The sequence below is a fragment of the Jiella pacifica genome (assembly GCF_010500815.1).
Taxonomy (GTDB): domain Bacteria; phylum Pseudomonadota; class Alphaproteobacteria; order Rhizobiales; family Rhizobiaceae; genus Jiella; species Jiella pacifica.
This window is the reverse complement of record NZ_JAAAMG010000016.1, coordinates 32,718-47,914: the sequence shown is the minus strand read 5'-3', so window position 1 is coordinate 47,914 and position 15,197 is coordinate 32,718. Positions and strand designations below refer to the sequence as shown.

Here is a 15,197-nt window from a genome sequence, read left to right as displayed (position 1 = left end):
TCGACAGACGCGCCATCGGCGCGGCGATCGCCGCAGCCGTGATGCTGGTCTGCGTTCCCACGGCCGTCATGGCCCAGGACGCGGCGAAGCCGGCAATCGAGACCAAGGCCAAGGAGGTGTTGCTGGTCGACGGCGAGACCGGCACGATTCTTCTCCAGAAGAATCCCGACGCGCCGTTTCCGCCGGCCTCGCTCGCCAAGATGATGACCATGGAAGTGGTCTTCGAGGCGATCGCATCCGGCGAGCTGTCGCTCAACACCGAGTTTCCGATCAGCACCCATGCCTGGCGCACCGGCGGGGCGCCCTCCGGCACCTCGACGATGTTCGCCGACGTGAAGTCGAGCGTGTCGGTGGAAAACCTCGTTCGCGGCGCCATCGTCCAGTCGGCCAACGACGCCTGCATCGCGCTTGCGGAGGGAATGGCTGGCTCGGAGGAGGCGTTTGCCGAATTGATGAACCGTCGGGCCGGCGAACTCGGCCTGAAGAATTCGCACTTCGTCAATCCGACCGGCCTTCCGGCCGAGGGCCAGCACGTCACGGTCAGCGATCTCGTCATTCTCGCGCGGCACATCCGGAGCGCCCATCCGGAGCTCTACGAAATCTATTCGCAGCCCGACTTCACCTGGAACAAGATCTTCCAGCGGAACCGCAATCCGCTTCTGAAGATGGGCATCGGCGCCGACGGCATGGAGACCGGCTATACCGAGGCTTCCGGCTACGCGCTTCTGGGCGTGACGGACCGCAACGACCGGGTGACCTATCTCGCCATGAGCGGCCTTGCCACGGCGAAGGAGCGTTCGGAGGAGGCGCAGCGCCAGCTCGACTGGGCCGACCAGTCCTTTGCAATCCGCCGGCTTTATCGTAAGGGCGCGGTGGTGGGGGCTGCCGAGGTCTTCGGCGGCACGGCGGGACGCGTCCCGCTCGCGGCGCCCGAGGAGATTACGGCGCTTTTGCCGCGGCAGGAGGGCGAACGCGTTGCGGCGAGAATCCGATATGACGGTCCTCTCGCGGCTCCGGTCGAGAAGGGCGCCGAGGTCGCTCGTCTCGACATCCTGGTCGATGGCGAGGCAGTGTTGAGCGCGCCGCTGGTCGCTGGGCGGACTGTCGAGACCGGCAGCTTTCCGGATCGGGCCATGGGCGCGGCCAGCGAGCTCGCACTCGGTTGGCTGCGGCGGTTTTGACGAAAGGGCGTTGGACGGGCGTGGGCGGATATCTGGTGACATTCGAGGGTGGCGAGGGCAGTGGCAAGTCCACGCAGATCGCGCGCCTCGCGGCGCATCTGAGGGGGCTCGGCCATGAGGTGGTGATCACCCGCGAGCCCGGCGGCTCGCCCGGAGCCGAAGCCGTCCGTCACATCATCCTCTCCGGCATGGCCGAGGAACTGGGCCCCGATTGGGAGGCGGTGCTGTTCGCCGCGGCGAGGGCCGATCACGTCGGGGAGTTGATCCGTCCGGCGCTCGAGCGCGGCGACGTCGTTTTGTGCGACCGGTTTCACGATTCCACCCGGGTCTACCAGTTCGCCGGGCGCGAGCAGGATACGCGGCTGATGGAACGCCTGGAGCGCGCGGCGCTCGCCGGCACCTATCCGGATCTGACGATCATCCTCGACGTTCCGGCTGACATCGGCGGCGACAGGGCCCGCAAGCGCCGTGGCACCGCCAATGCGGATCGCTTCGAAAAGGACGACGCGACCATCCAGGAGGAGCGCCGGCGGGCGTTTCTCAGGATTGCCGCCGAGGAGCCGGAGCGCTGCGTCGTCGTCGACGGCAATCGGCCCGTCGAGGCGGTCGCCGCGGAGATCGGGGCCATCGTCGACGACCGGCTGGAGGCCAAGCGCTTCGAGGCGATCGACCGTTCGCTGAAGATCGGCCAGAGCCGGTGAGCCGGCAACGATGAACGTTCCGGCGATCGACGCTTACGCGACCCACGACGAACTCGACGGCGTTCCGCAGCCTTTCGTGACGCCGCAGCTCTTCGGCCATCGCGAGGTGTTCGCCGAAATGGTCGAGGCGGCGCGTTCGGGCCGCATGCACCATGCCTGGCTCATGCAGGGGCCGGCCGGCATCGGCAAGGCGACGGCAGCCTTCGCCATGGCACGGCTGCTCGGTGGGGCGGCGACGATCGGGGACGGCGATGCCACCATCGGCTTCGACACCGACGACCCGGTGTTCCGCCAGATCGCCGTCGGATCGCTGCCCGGGCTCATTCACATCACCCGCCCGGCGGTGGAGCGGGGCACCGGCTATCGCACGCAGATCACCGTCGAGGAGGTGCGCCGGCTCGGCCGCTTCTTCCACGCGACGGCGTCCCGCGAGGGCTGGCGCATCGCCATCGTCGATCCGGCCGACGACCTCAACCGCAGCGCCGCCAACGCGCTGTTGAAGCTGCTCGAAGAGCCGCCGGCGCGCTCCCTGTTCCTGCTCGTCAACCACACGCCGGGACGGCTTCTTCCGACCATCCGCTCGCGCTGCCGTGTGGCGCGGTTCCAGCCGCTCGACGCGGGCGACATGCGACGGGCGCTGGCGGCCTTCGGCCACGGCCTCGATGCCGGCGAAGCCACGACGATCGTTTCGGCGGCGGAAGGCAGCGTGCGTCACGCCCTGATGCTGGCGACCCATGGCGGCGTCGAGATCGGCCAGACGCTCGACCGGCTGCTCGCCGCGCACGAAGCCGACGTCAACGCCATCATGGCGCTGATCGACCAGCTGACGCTGAAGGGCAGGGAGGCTTCCTACGATCTCTTCCTCGCCGGGCTCCTCGCATCCATCGCCCGCGAGAGCGAGCGGCAGCTGGAGGCGGGCGATCTCGCCGCCGCCGCCGCCCATGCCGAACTCTGGCAGGACGAATCGCGGCGGCTCGCCGAGGCGGCCGCCTTCAATCTCGACCGCAAGCAGATGGCGATGACCACCGTCAGCCGGCTCTTCGCGCTGAAAGCAGCGTTTCGCGTCCGTCACGCGCGCGACGCGGCCGCTGCCTTCCGGGATTGATTGAGCCCCGGCTGCGAATGCACTATCTGCCTTCGCAGCGGAGTCTGATCCGCACCGCGCGGCAAAACGACGGCCGCGTCTTCTCGACAGCAAATTCAGCGAAAGCGCCATGGCCGAACGCTATTATCTGACCACCGCGATCTCCTATCCGAACGGTCGCCCGCATATCGGCCACGCCTACGAGTTCATCGCGACCGATGCGCTGGCCAGGTTCAAGCGGCTGGACGGCTACGACGTGTTCTTCCTGACCGGCACCGACGAGCACGGCATCAAGATGCTGCAGACGGCGCGCAAGGCGGGCATCGAGCCGCGCGACTTCGCCGAGCAGAACTCGGCCGAATTCGAGAAGATGACGAAGGCGCTGGGCGGCTCCAACGACGACTTCATCCGCACCTCCGAAGAGCGCCACTACGCCGCCAGCCAAGCAATCTGGAAGCTGATGGCGGACGCGGGCGACATCTACAAGGACAGCTATTCCGGCTGGTACTCGGTCCGCGAAGAAGCCTATTACGGCGAGGACGAGATCACCCTGAGGGAGGACGGCCAGCGCTACGGGCCCCAGGGCTCGCCGGTCGAATGGGTCGAGGAGGAAAGCTACTTCTTCAAGCTGTCGAAGTTTCAGGAGCCGCTGCTCGAACTCTACGAGAACAACCCGGACTTCATCGGCCCGGCCGAGCGGCGCAACGAGGTGATGTCCTTCGTCCGCTCGGGACTGCGGGACCTGTCCGTCTCGCGCACGACCTTCGACTGGGGCATCCCGGTGCCCGGCGACGAGAAGCACGTGATGTATGTGTGGGTCGATGCGCTCACCAACTATCTGACCGCGACAGGCTTTCCGGGCGAGGGCGATCGCTCGGCCTTCTGGCCGGCGGATCTCCACGTCATCGGCAAGGACATCGTGCGCTTCCACGCAGTCTATTGGCCGGCCTTCCTGATGTCGGCGGGTCTGCCGCTGCCCAAGCGCGTCTATGGCCACGGCTTCCTGTTCAACCGCGGGGAGAAGATGTCGAAGTCGGTGGGCAACGTCATCGATCCCTTCGCGCTGATCGAGACCTATGGCCTCGACCGCCTGCGCTATTTCCTGCTGCGCGAGGTGCCGTTCGGCCAGGACGGCAACTATTCCCACGACGCCATCGTCAACCGGACGAATTCGGAACTCGCCAACGACATCGGCAATCTGGCGCAGCGCTCCCTGTCGATGATCGCCAAGCATTGCGACGCCAAGGTGCCGACGCCGGGCGCCTTCACCGATGCCGACGAAACGATCCTCGCTCAGTCGCATCAGCTGCTCGTCACCGCGCGCGAAGCCATCGACCGGCAGGAAATCCATCACGTCCTCGGCGCGATCGTGACGCTCGTCTCGGCCACCAATCGCTATTTTGCCGGCGAGGAGCCCTGGGCGCTGCGCAAGACCGATCCCAATCGCATGGCGACGGTGCTCTATGTCACAGCAGAGGTGGTGCGCCGCGCCGCGATCCTTTTGCAGCCCTTCGTGCCGGAGAGCGCCGGCAAGCTGCTCGACGTCCTTGGCGTCGATGCGGATCGGCGCAGCTTCAGCGAACTCGCGCCGGAGCGCACGCTGAAGCCGGGCAGCCCGTTGCCGACGCCGCAGGGCGTGTTCCCGCGCTACGTCGACACACTTGCCGAGGAGGACGGAGCGAAAGGAGGCGCGGCATGAGCCTGTTCCTCGTCGACAGCCACTGCCACCTCGATTTCCCGGATTTCGACGGCGAGCGGGCGGACCTGATCGCCAGAGCCAGGGAAAACGGCGTCCAGCGCTTCGTGACGATCTCGACCTTCGTCGCCAAGATCGATCGGCTGCTCGCGATCACCCGGGAATTCGACGAGGTCTATGCCTCTGTCGGGACGCATCCGCACAACGCCGCCGAAGAATCGGACGTCACCGTCACGCAACTCGTCGAGCTTTCGAAACGCGAGAAGATCGTCGCGATCGGCGAGGCCGGGCTCGACTATCACTACGACAAGGCGCCGCGCGACGTTCAGGCCAAGGTGTTCCGCACGCATATCGCGGCGGCGCGCGAGACGCAGCTGCCGCTGGTCATCCACGCGCGGCAGGCCGACGAGGACATGATCGCCATTCTGGAGGATGAAAGCGGGAAGGGCACCTTCCCTTTCATTCTGCACTGCTTTTCCTCCGGCCGAGCACTCGCCGAGGCCGGCGTGGCACTGGGCGGATACGTCTCCTTCTCCGGCATCCTGACCTTCAAGAACTCGGCCGACATCCGCGCCATCGCCGCCGACGTGCCGATGGAGCGCCTTTTGATCGAGACCGACGCGCCCTATCTCGCCCCGCCGCCCCATCGCGGCAAGCGCAACGAGCCGGCTTTCACCCGGCTGACGGCGGAAGTGCTGGCCGAGGTGAAGGGCGTCGATCTCGACACCATCGCGCGGCAGACGTCGGACAACTTCTTTCGACTTTTCAGGCGGATCGAAGATCCGCGGACGGCCGGCTGACCGTCCTTCGCCGCAAGCATTTTTCGAGAAACGCCAGACATGTCAGACCGGCTGCGCCTCACCATTCTCGGCTGCTCGTCGTCGCCCGGCGTGCCGCGGATCAACGGCGACTGGGGCGCCTGCGACCCGGAAAACCGGAAGAACCGGCGGCTTCGGGCAGCCGCGCTGATCGAGCGGATCGGCGCCGACGGCGTGACGACCGTGGCGATCGACTGCGGCCCGGATTTTCGCGAGCAGATGCTGTCTGCCAAGGTGAAGCGCCTCGACGCCGTTCTCCTGACCCATCCCCATGCCGACCACATCCACGGCATCGACGATTTGCGCGGTTTCATGCTGGCCCAGCGCACGCAAATCGCCGTCCATGCCGACGACGCCACCTACGAACGGGTCCACGAGGCGTTTCGCTATTGTTTCGAGACGCCCAAGGGCAGCAACTATCCGCCGATCGTCCGCCGCGTCCCGATGCGCGAGGACGAGCCGTTTCGGATCGAGGGTCCGGGTGGCGCGCTGGAGATCCGGCCGTTCCGGCAGGTTCACGGCTCCATCCATTCGATGGGCTTCCGCATCGGGCCGGTGGCCTATTGCACCGATGTTTCGGACTTTCCCGACGCGGCGATTTCGGCCATCGACGGCGCCGAGCACATCGTCATCGACTGCCTCCAATACAAGCGGCATCCGAGCCATCTCAGCGTCGAACAGGCGCTTTCGTGGATCGAGCGGCTCGGCGTGCCGCAGGCGACGCTGACCCACATGCATACGCCGCTCGACTACGCGACGCTCTGCCGCGAACTGCCGGCGCATGTGCGGCCGGGCCACGACGGGCTGGTCATCGAACTGCCGCTGCCGTGAGGCTTCGCGGCGCATCGGCCGGGACCGCATAGCCGGGAGTTCCGGCGATCAGCGGACGTTCGCGCCGTGCCTGAACGAGCAGCATCAAACACGGCGCATCGGTACGGTTCGGCGATCACGGCGGTGATTAGGATTGCACCCGGGACGAGCTCGGCGTCCAATCCAGATCACGGAGCCACCAAGGTGCTCCTGGCGGCGCACGAACATCGAGCCGGGCTGGGAGACGAGCAGCAAGGTTGGATGCGCGAGCCTCTCTGGATGGTCTCCGAGCGCGGTCCGTTCTCGCTGCCGCTGGAACGCACCCGGCCACCGGAGGAGCAGCCGATGCCGTCCGCTGCGGCCTGGAAGATCGCAACGACCTATTGACCATGATTCCCATCCGTCGTGGCCGGCTCGTTCGACGTCTGCGACAGTCTGCAGACTGAGCAGCACGACGCAGTGCGCAGATCGAGATGAGACGGACGTGAGCCGACGCCTCATCCATGCTCATTTGAGTTCCATAATCTATCTTATGACACTTAGGTATCCGACAGTGGCGGCGCGTGTTCGGTTGTGTGCGATCCTGCCCCCGAAAATTCGTCAGGTCGCTGCCTCTCTCTCGCTGAAGGCTCGTCTTTCCGCACAGGCTGGACGCAAATGATCGGCTTTCGTCACCGCGTTTCGTCGGCCGGGTAATTTCGGCCCGCACGAACGAGTGGCAAAACGGTGCTTCCCGCGGCTCGTCAGGCGGCCGCTGCAGCGTTACAAGCCGGATCTGTCGGCAGCGGCGAGCGCAACGCCACCGCTGCCGCCCATCGTTCGGAGACATGCTCATGGAACCCGCCCGCGACGTCTCACGCCTGATCGAGATCATGGCCGCGCTGCGCGACCCGCACACAGGATGTCCGTGGGACATCGAGCAGGATTTTTCGACGATCGCGCCATACACGATCGAAGAAGCCTACGAGGTGGCGGACGCCATCGAGCGCGACGACGCCGTCGACCTCAAGGAAGAGCTCGGCGATCTCATGCTCCAGGTCGTCTATCACGCCCGGCTCGCCGAAGAGCGCGGACTGTTTTCCTTCGAGGACGTGGTCGAGACCATCACCCGCAAGATGATCCGCCGCCATCCGCATGTCTTCGGCGATGCCGAGGCGCGCTCGGCGAGAAGCGCCAAGGGCCAGTGGGAGCGGATCAAGGCGGAGGAAAAGGCCGAGCGCCGGATGCTTCGCGAGACATCGGCCACGGCGCGGCTGTCGGGTGCCGCCGAGACCGCGGCGTCGACCGGAGGCGTCGCGCATGCGGGCCTAACGGAGGCGGGCGCCCGACATCTCGACGGGGTGCCGGCCGCCCTGCCCGCTTTGACGCTCGCGCTCAAGATCCAGACCAAGGCCGCCGCCGTCGGCTTCGACTGGGACCGGCCGGAGCCGATCCTCGCCAAGATCGAGGAAGAGACCCGCGAACTCGCCGAGGCCGTCGCGGCGAAGGACGACGATGCCGCCGAGGCGGAGATGGGCGACCTGTTGTTCTCGGTCGTCAATCTCGCGCGCTACCACCGGGTCGATCCCGAGAAGGCGCTCCGCCGCTGCGTCCGAAAATTCCGCGACCGCTTCGGCTTCATCGAGGACGGGCTGGCGGCGTCCGGCCGCACGCTCGAAGGCGCCAGCCTCGACGAGATGGAGGCGCTTTGGGTGGCGGCGAAGGCCCGCGTCGGTGGCGGTGGATCGGCTGGCTGAAGCCGGAGGCGCCAGCCTCAACGCTTCGTCATTCTCGGGCCCCGTCCCGAGAATCCAGAAATCGTCGGGCGCGATTGGCTTCAGCTGCAGAAGTCGGAAGCGGTCGATGTTGCGGCGGGTGCCCCTGGATTCTCGGGACGGGGCCCGAGAATGACGGAGCTTCGAAGTTTCGCCAACATTCGCCCACGTAGACGCTGCCGAGCATCGGCTTGCAAACGATGCCCCTCGGAAATGTGTTAATCTTGTGAGGACAAGCCCGAGGATGACAACGCGCTGGCGTCGAACGCCAGAAAACTCGAACATTTGAGCGGCGCGGCCGAAGTGAATGCCACATCCATTGCGGGCGGTTCGACATCATGGGTTGAACGCACCGGCGCTACAGCCGAGGAAGACGAGGCCGGGGTATCACGCCCGCTACAGCACCGTCTCATCGGCTACGCGCTGTCCTGGTGCGTGCGACCGAGCTGGCCTCAACACAACTCCCGCGCAATCGCCTCCCGCTCCTCGTCCAGCCCGCTCGTCGGCACCGGCCGTCCGGCGCGGCGATACCAATAGGCCGCGTTCGACTGATCGCCCTCGACACGGTGCAGGTGGGCGTGGATCCAGGCGGCCTCGGCCGACGGATCGTCCTGGACGATGGCGTGGGCGCCGTCCCAGTCGCCGGCCTTCAGATTGTCGATCGCCGTCTTCAGTGCCTCTGCCATCGCGTCCTCCTTCACCGTTCGCCAGTTTTGCTCCGACGGACAGGTACGATCAGGCGGCGCTCGGTCCAGTCCCGTCGCGGCAGAAACCTACCACCACTTCTCCGGCGTGAACCGCCCCGCGGCTTTCTCGATCACCGAGCCGAGCGAAAACAGCGTCTCCTCGTCGAAGGGCCGGCCGATCAGCTGCAGGCCGAGCGGCAGGCCGCCCGCGTCGAGGCCAGCAGGAACCGCGATGCCCGGCAGGCCGGCCATGTTCACCGTCACGGTGAAGATGTCGTTCAGATACATCTTCACCGGGTCCGACGCCATGTCCTGGTCGCCGATGCCGAAGGCGGCCGACGGCGTCGCCGGGGTCAGAAGCGCGTCGATGCCGTCGGCATAGACCGTCTCGAAGTCGCGCTTGATCAGCGTGCGGACCTTCTGGGCCTGCAGGTAATAGGCGTCGTAATAGCCCGCCGACAGCACATAGGTGCCGATCATGATGCGCCGCTTGACCTCGCGGCCGAAGCCGGCGGCGCGGGTCTTTTCATACATGTCGGCGATGTCCTTGCCCGGCACCCGAAGGCCGTAGCGGACGCCGTCATAGCGGGCGAGATTGGACGAGGCCTCGGCCGGGGCGACGATGTAATAGGCCGGCAGCGCGTATTTCGTGTGCGGCAGCGACACGTCGACGATCTCGGCGCCGGCCTCTTTCAGCCATTCGATGCCCTTCTGCCAGAGCGTCTCGATCTCGCCCGGCATGCCCTCCATCCGGTATTCCTTCGGAACGCCGATCTTCAGGCCCTTCACCGAGCGGCCGATGGCGGCCTCGTAGTCCGGCACCTCGCGGTCGACCGAAGTGGTGTCCTTCGGATCGACGGAGGCCATGGATTTCAGGAGGATCGCGGCGTCGCGCACGTCCCGGGCGATCGGCCCCGCCTGGTCGAGCGAGGACGCGAAGGCGACGATGCCCCAGCGCGAGCAGCGGCCATAGGTCGGCTTGATGCCGACGGTGCCGGTCAAGGCCGCCGGCTGGCGGATCGAGCCGCCGGTGTCGGTCGCGGTCGCGCCGGCGCAGAGATGCGCGGCGACCGAGGCGGCCGAACCGCCGGAGGAGCCCCCCGGCACGAGGTCCATGTTGGAGCCGCGCTTGCGCCAGGGGTTCTTGACCGGGCCGTAATAGGAGGTCTCATTGGACGAGCCCATGGCGAACTCGTCCATGTTCAGCTTGCCGAGCATCACCGCGCCGTCGGCGAAGAGGTTCGCCGTGACGGTCGATTCGTAGCGCGGCTCGAAACCGTCGAGAATGTGGCTCGCCGCCTGGGTATGGACGCCCTCGGTGGCGAAGAGATCTTTGATACCGAGCGGTATGCCTTCCAGCGGCCCCGCCTCGCCCTTGGCGATCCGCTCGTCACTGGCCTTGGCCATCGACCGCGCCTTGTCCGGGGTGACCTTCACATAGGCGTTGAGAGACGGATTGGCCGCTTCGATCGCCGTCAGATAGGCCCCGGTCAGTTCGCTCGCGCTGGTCTCCTTGGCGGCCAGCTTCTCGCGCGCCTCGGCGATGGTCAGGGCGGTGAGATCGCTCATGATGACAAGCTCTTTTCGTAAAATCGGCTGTATTCGGAATCGGGATAGTCGAGGAACGCGGAGCAGCGGGTAAAGCCGGCCCCTTCATAGAGGGCCCAGGCCGGCTCGAAGCCCGGCGTCGCGCCGGTCTCCAGGACGAGACGGGACAGGCCGAGCTGTCGCGCCCTCGCCTCGATCACGTCGAGGATCGCGCGGCCGAGCCCCCTGCCCCTGACATGGGCTTCGCTGAACATCCGCTTGACCTCGCCCATCTCGATGTCGTGCACCTTGAGAGAGCCCATGGCGACGGCGGTTCCAGCCTCGTCGCGGGCGACGAAGACGGTGGCATCGGCGCCGGCCATCTGCTCGACCGTCAGCTGGAACTGGAACTGCGGCGGCGACAGGGGTTGAAGATAGGCGTTGAGCCGTTCGACCATCGATCGGATATCGTCTTGAAGCGGTGTCTCTGCGGCGATCGACGGGACCATGGCCTACTCGACGACCTTCGGCACCATGAAGAAGTGATCCTCGCTCGCCGGAGCGTTGGCGACGACGTCATCGGCCTTCTCGCCGTCCGTCACCACGTCCTCGCGCTTCTTCATCGCCATCGGAATGACCGAGGTCATCGGCTCGACGCCGGAGACGTCGACTTCCGAGAGCTGTTCGACGAAGCCGAGGATGGCGTTGAGCTCGCCCTCCATCGCCGTCACGTCCTCTTCGCTGACGGCGATCCGGGCGAGCTTGGCGACGCGGCGCACGGTGGCGGAATCGACGGACATGATGTCTCCGGCGGCAGGTTCACAGGATTTGCCGTGCTATAACGACGCCATCCCCGGGTGGCAACGGCCCACCGGGGATGCAACGCTCGACTGATCTCGCAAAAGCCCGCTCGGATCCCACTCCCGGCGGGAAGCGGCTTCTGCTCGTGCAGGCCTCGAAACGACGCGTTCTGGCTCAGACTTCGAAGGCTTCGCCGATCACCGGCGTCAGCACCTTGCCGGCGTCGCCTTCCATGGCTTCCTTGAACTTGTCCGGGTTGGCGTCGAGGATCGGCATCGTTCCCCAGTGGATCGGGATGATCGTGTCGAACTTGAAGTAGCGCCGGCAGGCCACCGCCGCGACCGCCCCGCCCATGGTGAAGCGGTCGCCGACCGGCACCATGGCGAGTTTCGGCTGGTGCAGCTCCTCGATCAGCGCCATGTCTCCAAAGATGTCGGTATCGCCCATGTGGTAGACGGTTGGTCCGTCCTTGCAATGGAAGACGAGACCGTTCGGCATGCCGAGATAGACGATGCGGCCGTCTTCCTCGGTGAAGCTCGACGAATGGAAGGCCTGGGTCAGGGTGACCGAGAAGTCGTCGAAGGAGACGGTGCCGCCGGTCCCGGCGAACTCGGCCGTCTCGACGCCTTTCTGCCCGAGCCAGGTGTAGATCTCGAAGTTGGCGACGACCTTGCAACCGGTTTCCTTGGCGATGGCGATGGCGTCGCCCACATGGTCGGAATGCCCGTGGCTGATGGCGATGTGGGTGACGCCTTTCTTCGCCTCGGCGACATCGCCCTTGAAATGCGGGTTGCCGGTGAGAAACGGGTCGACCAGAATGACCGACGAGCCGGTCTCGATGCGGAAGGCCGAATGGCCGAAATAGGTGATCTTCATGGAGCGGGCCTCTTGATGGCTGAGAAACTGGGGTCTGCCCCCGCCCCGGTCGTCTTGCGGGGTCCAGGGGCCTCGTCGCCGGTAAGTGCTCAGCCCGCCCGCCGGGTCAAGGCGTAGCCATGGCGATGCTCGACCTCGACGCATTTCTCGCCGCCGTCCCGGCCGGTCTGCCGATCGCCGGCCTCGACCTCGGCAGCAAGACCATCGGCGTTGCCCTGTCGGATCGCGGCTGGCGCTTTTCGACGCCGCGGCCGGTGATCCGGCGCAAGAAGTTCACCCTCGACGCGGCTGCCCTGAAGAAGGCGCTGGACGAGGAACAGGTGGCGGCCATCGTCATCGGCCTGCCGCTCAACATGGACGGCAGCGAAGGCCCGCGCGCCCAGTCCACCCGCGCCTTCATGCGCAACTATGCGCCGCTGGACGCCCGCCCGGCACTCTTCTGGGACGAGCGGCTGTCGACGGTGGCGGCGGAGCGGGCGATGATCTCGGCCGACGTATCGCGCGGCAAACGGGCGGAGCGCATCGATTCGGCGGCGGCCGCCTTCATTCTCCAGGGGGCGCTCGATCGTATCGCGGGCTCGCGCGGCTGAAGGCGGGCCACTGGAGCTGGCTACACCAAACGGCAAGCGCGCGGCGACGCCGGAAAGCCAGGAATCCGAAGAGCAAGGCGGCGTCGAAGGCGAACCCGGAGGTGAACATTCCAGGCAGGTGTTCCGGCTCCACCTGAAGGAGACGCCCCAACAGCAAGAACACGCCCTCGTTCATCTCCCGGGAGAGATAGACGCCGCCGAAGCTGCCGCCGATGTCGGCCAGCGACAGCCAGTACCAGCCGAACAGCAGCGCCGTCGGCGCGAGGGAGAGGATCAGGATCGCCCGCATCAGCGACGGTCTTCGTCGGCGTCGCGCCCCTCGCCGCGGCGGCGATCGGCGATGGCCGCACGCTTAGCCTCTTCGAGCTGCGTCATGATGGTGTGGAAGGCTTCGTCGCCCTCTTCGTCCTCCTGATCGGCGATCAGATGGTCGAACAGCAGCGCGGCAAAGCCGAGCGCGATGAACAAGGTGACGAGCGGGCCCTGCCCGAACAGCGCGATCGCAGGCGAGCCGGACAAGGCGAGCGCGGCGTAGAAGCCGAATAGCGCCGAAAACGCCGCGGCGGCGAAAGGCTCGGAGAACCGTTCGTGTGCCTTGCCAAGGCGGATGATTCCGGCAGTCGCGACCGCGAAGGCGACAGTCAGGGCAACGAGGATCGCCGCGAGCCCGAGAAGCTCCTGATGCGCGACGCCGAGCGGCTCGAGCCGGGCTTCGCCGATCAGCCCGGTGACGAACGAGCCGAAGAAGAGCTCGGTCAGCTCCGCCTCATGGACGCAGCGCACGGCAGCAAGGCCGCAGAAACCGGCCCAGCCGGAGAGCGCGAAAATCGACGCGATGCGGTTCGTCACGGCATTCACCCGTCATCGTTGGTTACCGATCCGTTAACGGCACCATCGCTTGTTCGGTTTCGCCCGGCAACGCATACGCCGGATTATGCTTAACGGCCCCGGCTCTGCGGGTGTTTCGAGCCGTTCGAAGTGAAGGGCTCAGCGCAGCGGCGGGCAGAGGTCGTCGAGGATGGCGCGGCAGTCATGCCGCAGATCGACCATGCCGTAGGTGTGGCTGAAGACGCCGCCGAGGCGGGTTTCGGCGAAGGCGGCAGCGATCGGTCCAAGGCCGAGGCGCTTCAGGCTGGCGCTTGCGGCGGCGAGTGCCAGCTGTTCGGCGAGCAGCCGGCAGGCGCCTTCGTCGGACAGGACGACATCGACAGCCGCACGCAGAACACCCGGTGTGCCGCCGGCGGCTTCGCCGAGGTCCCGCTCGATCGTTGCGATGACCGTGTCGAAGGCCTCCGGATCCCGCTTCAGCACGCGAAGGAGATCCAGCGCGACGACGTTGCCGGAGCCTTCCCAAATGGCGTTCACCGGTGCCTCTCGATAGGCGCGGGCAAGCCGGCCGTCCTCGACGTAGCCGTTGCCGCCGAGGCACTCCATCGCCTCGTAGGTGAAGGCCGGGGCGAGCTTGCAGACCCAGTATTTCGTCACCGGCGTCATCACCCGCGCCCAGGCCCGCGCCTCGGCGTCTTCCGGGTCGGCGTCCCGCCGGTCGAGCGTTTCGGCGAGGCGCCAGGCGAGCACCGTCGCCCCGACGGAGTCCAGCGCCAGTTCCCCGAGGACGCGGACCATCTGCGGCTGGTCGATCAGGTATTTGCCGAAGACCTTGCGCTCGCGGCAGTGATGGACCGCCTCGGCCAGCGCGCCGCGCATCAGACCGGCTGAAGCGAGCGCGCAATCGACGCGCGTCAACGTGACCATGTCGAGGATGGTGGCGATCCCCCGCCCCTCCTCGCCGATGAGATGAGCGTCGGCCTCGACGAACTCGACCTCGGAAGAGGCGTTCGAATGGTTCCCGAGCTTGTCCTTGAGCCTTTGAACGAAGAGGCCGTTGAGCGAGCCGTCGGAACGGCGTCGGGGCATCAGGAAGCAGGACGGGCCCGCATCGGTCTGGGCGAGCACCAGGAAGGCGTCGCACATCGGCGCCGACAGGAACCATTTGTGGCCGGTGATCGCATATCGCCCCTCGCCGATGGGGACGGCCCGCGTGGTGTTGGCCCGAACGTCGGTGCCGCCCTGCTTTTCCGTCATGCCCATGCCGAGGGTGAGGCCGGCCTTCTCCATCGGCGGCTTGACACCGGGATCGTATTGCCGCGAGGCGATCAGCGGCAGCCAGGTGTCCTTGAGCTCCGGCGCCGCGGCGAGCGCTGCGACCGAGGCACTGGTCATGGTGATCGGGCAGAGATGCCCGCATTCGACGCCGGCGGTCATGTAGAAGCGCGCCGCCCGCGCCCGGTGGCGGATGCCGGCCTCCGAATCGGCGCCCGACCAGATCGACGCGCTGAGGCCCTCGGCCACCGAGCGCCGCATCAGCGCGTGGTAGGCCGGGTGGAAATCCAGCATTTCGAGCCGGCGGCCCTTCTCGTCGAAACGGCGCAGCGTCGGCTTTTCCGAATTGGCGAGACGGGCAAGGTCGTGCGCCTCGTGGGAGCCGCAGAAGCGCCCGTGCTGGTCGAGGGAAACGACCACGTCGGCCGGAAACTCCGCCGTCAGCAACTTCAGGAGCGGATCGGAGCGGTAGGCGTTGAAGCCGGCATAGTCCGAGGACTGGTTGAACACCTCGTTGGTGGCGGGAAGCGTTTCGGCCATCTCGCTGCCTTCTCGTTTTCTGAGATCGCG

At 66.6% G+C, this 15,197-nt stretch carries 17 protein-coding genes; 9 read left to right on the top strand and 8 right to left on the bottom strand.

From position 1 onward, the window contains the following. Positions 1 to 41 precede the first annotated feature (41 nt). The 8 genes from GTK09_RS18040 (at position 42) to mazG (ending at position 8,026) form a co-directional block, all read left to right on the top strand. On the top strand, positions 42 to 1,181 hold the full coding sequence (locus GTK09_RS18040; protein ID WP_376768012.1) for a D-alanyl-D-alanine carboxypeptidase family protein: 1,140 nt from the start codon (positions 42 to 44) through the stop codon (positions 1,179 to 1,181). Between the two features lie 20 nt (positions 1,182 to 1,201). Beyond that, a complete protein-coding gene (tmk, locus tag GTK09_RS18035; RefSeq protein ID WP_163464871.1) occupies positions 1,202 to 1,882 on the top strand; it encodes a dTMP kinase in 681 nt (226 codons plus the stop codon). A gap of 10 nt (positions 1,883 to 1,892) precedes the next feature. Next, complete coding sequence (locus tag GTK09_RS18030) at positions 1,893 to 2,987, top strand: DNA polymerase III subunit delta' (RefSeq protein ID WP_163464870.1); 1,095 nt, start codon at positions 1,893 to 1,895, stop codon at positions 2,985 to 2,987. 109 nt (positions 2,988 to 3,096) lie between these two features. Continuing rightward, positions 3,097 to 4,665 (top strand): methionine--tRNA ligase, encoded by a 1,569-nt coding sequence (gene metG / locus GTK09_RS18025; protein ID WP_163464869.1) that lies wholly within the window; start codon positions 3,097 to 3,099, stop codon positions 4,663 to 4,665. After that, a complete protein-coding gene (locus tag GTK09_RS18020; protein ID WP_163464868.1) occupies positions 4,662 to 5,462 on the top strand; it encodes a TatD family hydrolase in 801 nt (266 codons plus the stop codon). Before metG ends, GTK09_RS18020 begins: the two co-directional genes overlap by 4 nt. Before the next feature lie 39 nt (positions 5,463 to 5,501). Further along, positions 5,502 to 6,311 (top strand): MBL fold metallo-hydrolase, encoded by an 810-nt coding sequence (locus GTK09_RS18015; RefSeq protein WP_163464867.1) that lies wholly within the window; start codon positions 5,502 to 5,504, stop codon positions 6,309 to 6,311. Positions 6,312 to 6,551: 240 nt separating this feature from the next. Further along, positions 6,552 to 6,677 (top strand): hypothetical protein, encoded by a 126-nt coding sequence (locus tag GTK09_RS27850; protein ID WP_281353458.1) that lies wholly within the window; start codon positions 6,552 to 6,554, stop codon positions 6,675 to 6,677. Positions 6,678 to 7,123: 446 nt separating this feature from the next. Then, the gene (mazG, locus tag GTK09_RS18010; protein WP_163464866.1) at positions 7,124 to 8,026 is read left to right on the top strand and encodes a nucleoside triphosphate pyrophosphohydrolase; all 903 of its coding nucleotides are present in this window, start codon (positions 7,124 to 7,126) and stop codon (positions 8,024 to 8,026) included. 470 nt (positions 8,027 to 8,496) lie between these two features. Here the strand turns inward: mazG and GTK09_RS18005 are convergent, their stop codons facing one another. The 5 genes from GTK09_RS18005 to GTK09_RS17985 form a co-directional block, all read right to left on the bottom strand. Continuing rightward, entirely contained in the window at positions 8,497 to 8,730 is a 234-nt protein-coding gene (locus GTK09_RS18005) for a hypothetical protein (RefSeq protein ID WP_163464865.1), read from the bottom strand. An 87-nt stretch (positions 8,731 to 8,817) separates the two neighbouring features. Then, positions 8,818 to 10,299, bottom strand: coding sequence for an Asp-tRNA(Asn)/Glu-tRNA(Gln) amidotransferase subunit GatA (gene gatA / locus GTK09_RS18000; RefSeq protein ID WP_163464864.1), 1,482 nt, complete (start codon positions 10,297 to 10,299; stop codon positions 8,818 to 8,820). Further along, positions 10,296 to 10,766: a GNAT family N-acetyltransferase gene (locus GTK09_RS17995; RefSeq protein WP_163464863.1), complete on the bottom strand. Its 471-nt coding sequence runs from the start codon at positions 10,764 to 10,766 to the stop codon at positions 10,296 to 10,298. Before GTK09_RS17995 ends, gatA begins: the two co-directional genes overlap by 4 nt. A gap of 3 nt (positions 10,767 to 10,769) precedes the next feature. Continuing rightward, on the bottom strand, positions 10,770 to 11,057 hold the full coding sequence (gene gatC / locus GTK09_RS17990; protein ID WP_163464862.1) for an Asp-tRNA(Asn)/Glu-tRNA(Gln) amidotransferase subunit GatC: 288 nt from the start codon (positions 11,055 to 11,057) through the stop codon (positions 10,770 to 10,772). 175 nt (positions 11,058 to 11,232) lie between these two features. Next, the gene (locus GTK09_RS17985; protein ID WP_163464861.1) at positions 11,233 to 11,934 is read right to left on the bottom strand and encodes a metal-dependent hydrolase; all 702 of its coding nucleotides are present in this window, start codon (positions 11,932 to 11,934) and stop codon (positions 11,233 to 11,235) included. 119 nt (positions 11,935 to 12,053) lie between these two features. Here GTK09_RS17985 and ruvX point away from each other — a divergent pair, with 119 nt between their 5' ends. Then, a complete protein-coding gene (gene ruvX / locus GTK09_RS17980) occupies positions 12,054 to 12,524 on the top strand; it encodes a Holliday junction resolvase RuvX (RefSeq protein WP_163464860.1) in 471 nt (156 codons plus the stop codon). Here the strand turns inward: ruvX and GTK09_RS17975 are convergent. From GTK09_RS17975 to GTK09_RS17965, 3 genes are all read right to left on the bottom strand, one after another. Further along, complete coding sequence (locus tag GTK09_RS17975; protein WP_163464859.1) at positions 12,478 to 12,813, bottom strand: DUF6105 family protein; 336 nt, start codon at positions 12,811 to 12,813, stop codon at positions 12,478 to 12,480. The genes ruvX and GTK09_RS17975 overlap by 47 nt on opposite strands. Then, positions 12,813 to 13,373 (bottom strand): hypothetical protein, encoded by a 561-nt coding sequence (locus tag GTK09_RS17970; protein WP_163464858.1) that lies wholly within the window; start codon positions 13,371 to 13,373, stop codon positions 12,813 to 12,815. The genes GTK09_RS17975 and GTK09_RS17970 overlap by 1 nt, the downstream gene beginning before the upstream one ends. Positions 13,374 to 13,511: 138 nt before the next feature. After that, positions 13,512 to 15,167, bottom strand: a complete 1,656-nt coding sequence (locus tag GTK09_RS17965) for an acyl-CoA dehydrogenase family protein (RefSeq protein WP_163464857.1) — start codon at positions 15,165 to 15,167, stop codon at positions 13,512 to 13,514. Positions 15,168 to 15,197 lie beyond the last annotated feature (30 nt).

What these genes read in the sequence shown, in the direction of transcription:
- GTK09_RS18040 (WP_376768012.1), top strand. Translation starts at nt 42, where the DNA reads ATGCTGGTCTGCGTTCCCACGGCCGTCATGGCCCAGGACGCGGCGAAG.
- GTK09_RS18030 (WP_163464870.1), top strand. Translation starts at nt 1,893, where the DNA reads ATGAACGTTCCGGCGATCGACGCTTACGCGACCCACGACGAACTCGAC.
- metG (WP_163464869.1), top strand. Translation starts at nt 3,097, where the DNA reads ATGGCCGAACGCTATTATCTGACCACCGCGATCTCCTATCCGAACGGT.
- GTK09_RS18020 (WP_163464868.1), top strand. Translation starts at nt 4,662, where the DNA reads ATGAGCCTGTTCCTCGTCGACAGCCACTGCCACCTCGATTTCCCGGAT.
- GTK09_RS18015 (WP_163464867.1), top strand. Translation starts at nt 5,502, where the DNA reads ATGTCAGACCGGCTGCGCCTCACCATTCTCGGCTGCTCGTCGTCGCCC.
- GTK09_RS27850 (WP_281353458.1), top strand. Translation starts at nt 6,552, where the DNA reads ATGCGCGAGCCTCTCTGGATGGTCTCCGAGCGCGGTCCGTTCTCGCTG.
- mazG (WP_163464866.1), top strand. Translation starts at nt 7,124, where the DNA reads ATGGAACCCGCCCGCGACGTCTCACGCCTGATCGAGATCATGGCCGCG.
- GTK09_RS18005 (WP_163464865.1), bottom strand. Translation starts at nt 8,730, where the DNA reads ATGGCAGAGGCACTGAAGACGGCGATCGACAATCTGAAGGCCGGCGAC.
- gatA (WP_163464864.1), bottom strand. Translation starts at nt 10,299, where the DNA reads ATGAGCGATCTCACCGCCCTGACCATCGCCGAGGCGCGCGAGAAGCTG.
- GTK09_RS17995 (WP_163464863.1), bottom strand. Translation starts at nt 10,766, where the DNA reads ATGGTCCCGTCGATCGCCGCAGAGACACCGCTTCAAGACGATATCCGA.
- gatC (WP_163464862.1), bottom strand. Translation starts at nt 11,057, where the DNA reads ATGTCCGTCGATTCCGCCACCGTGCGCCGCGTCGCCAAGCTCGCCCGG.
- GTK09_RS17985 (WP_163464861.1), bottom strand. Translation starts at nt 11,934, where the DNA reads ATGAAGATCACCTATTTCGGCCATTCGGCCTTCCGCATCGAGACCGGC.
- ruvX (WP_163464860.1), top strand. Translation starts at nt 12,054, where the DNA reads ATGGCGATGCTCGACCTCGACGCATTTCTCGCCGCCGTCCCGGCCGGT.
- GTK09_RS17975 (WP_163464859.1), bottom strand. Translation starts at nt 12,813, where the DNA reads ATGCGGGCGATCCTGATCCTCTCCCTCGCGCCGACGGCGCTGCTGTTC.
- GTK09_RS17965 (WP_163464857.1), bottom strand. Translation starts at nt 15,167, where the DNA reads ATGGCCGAAACGCTTCCCGCCACCAACGAGGTGTTCAACCAGTCCTCG.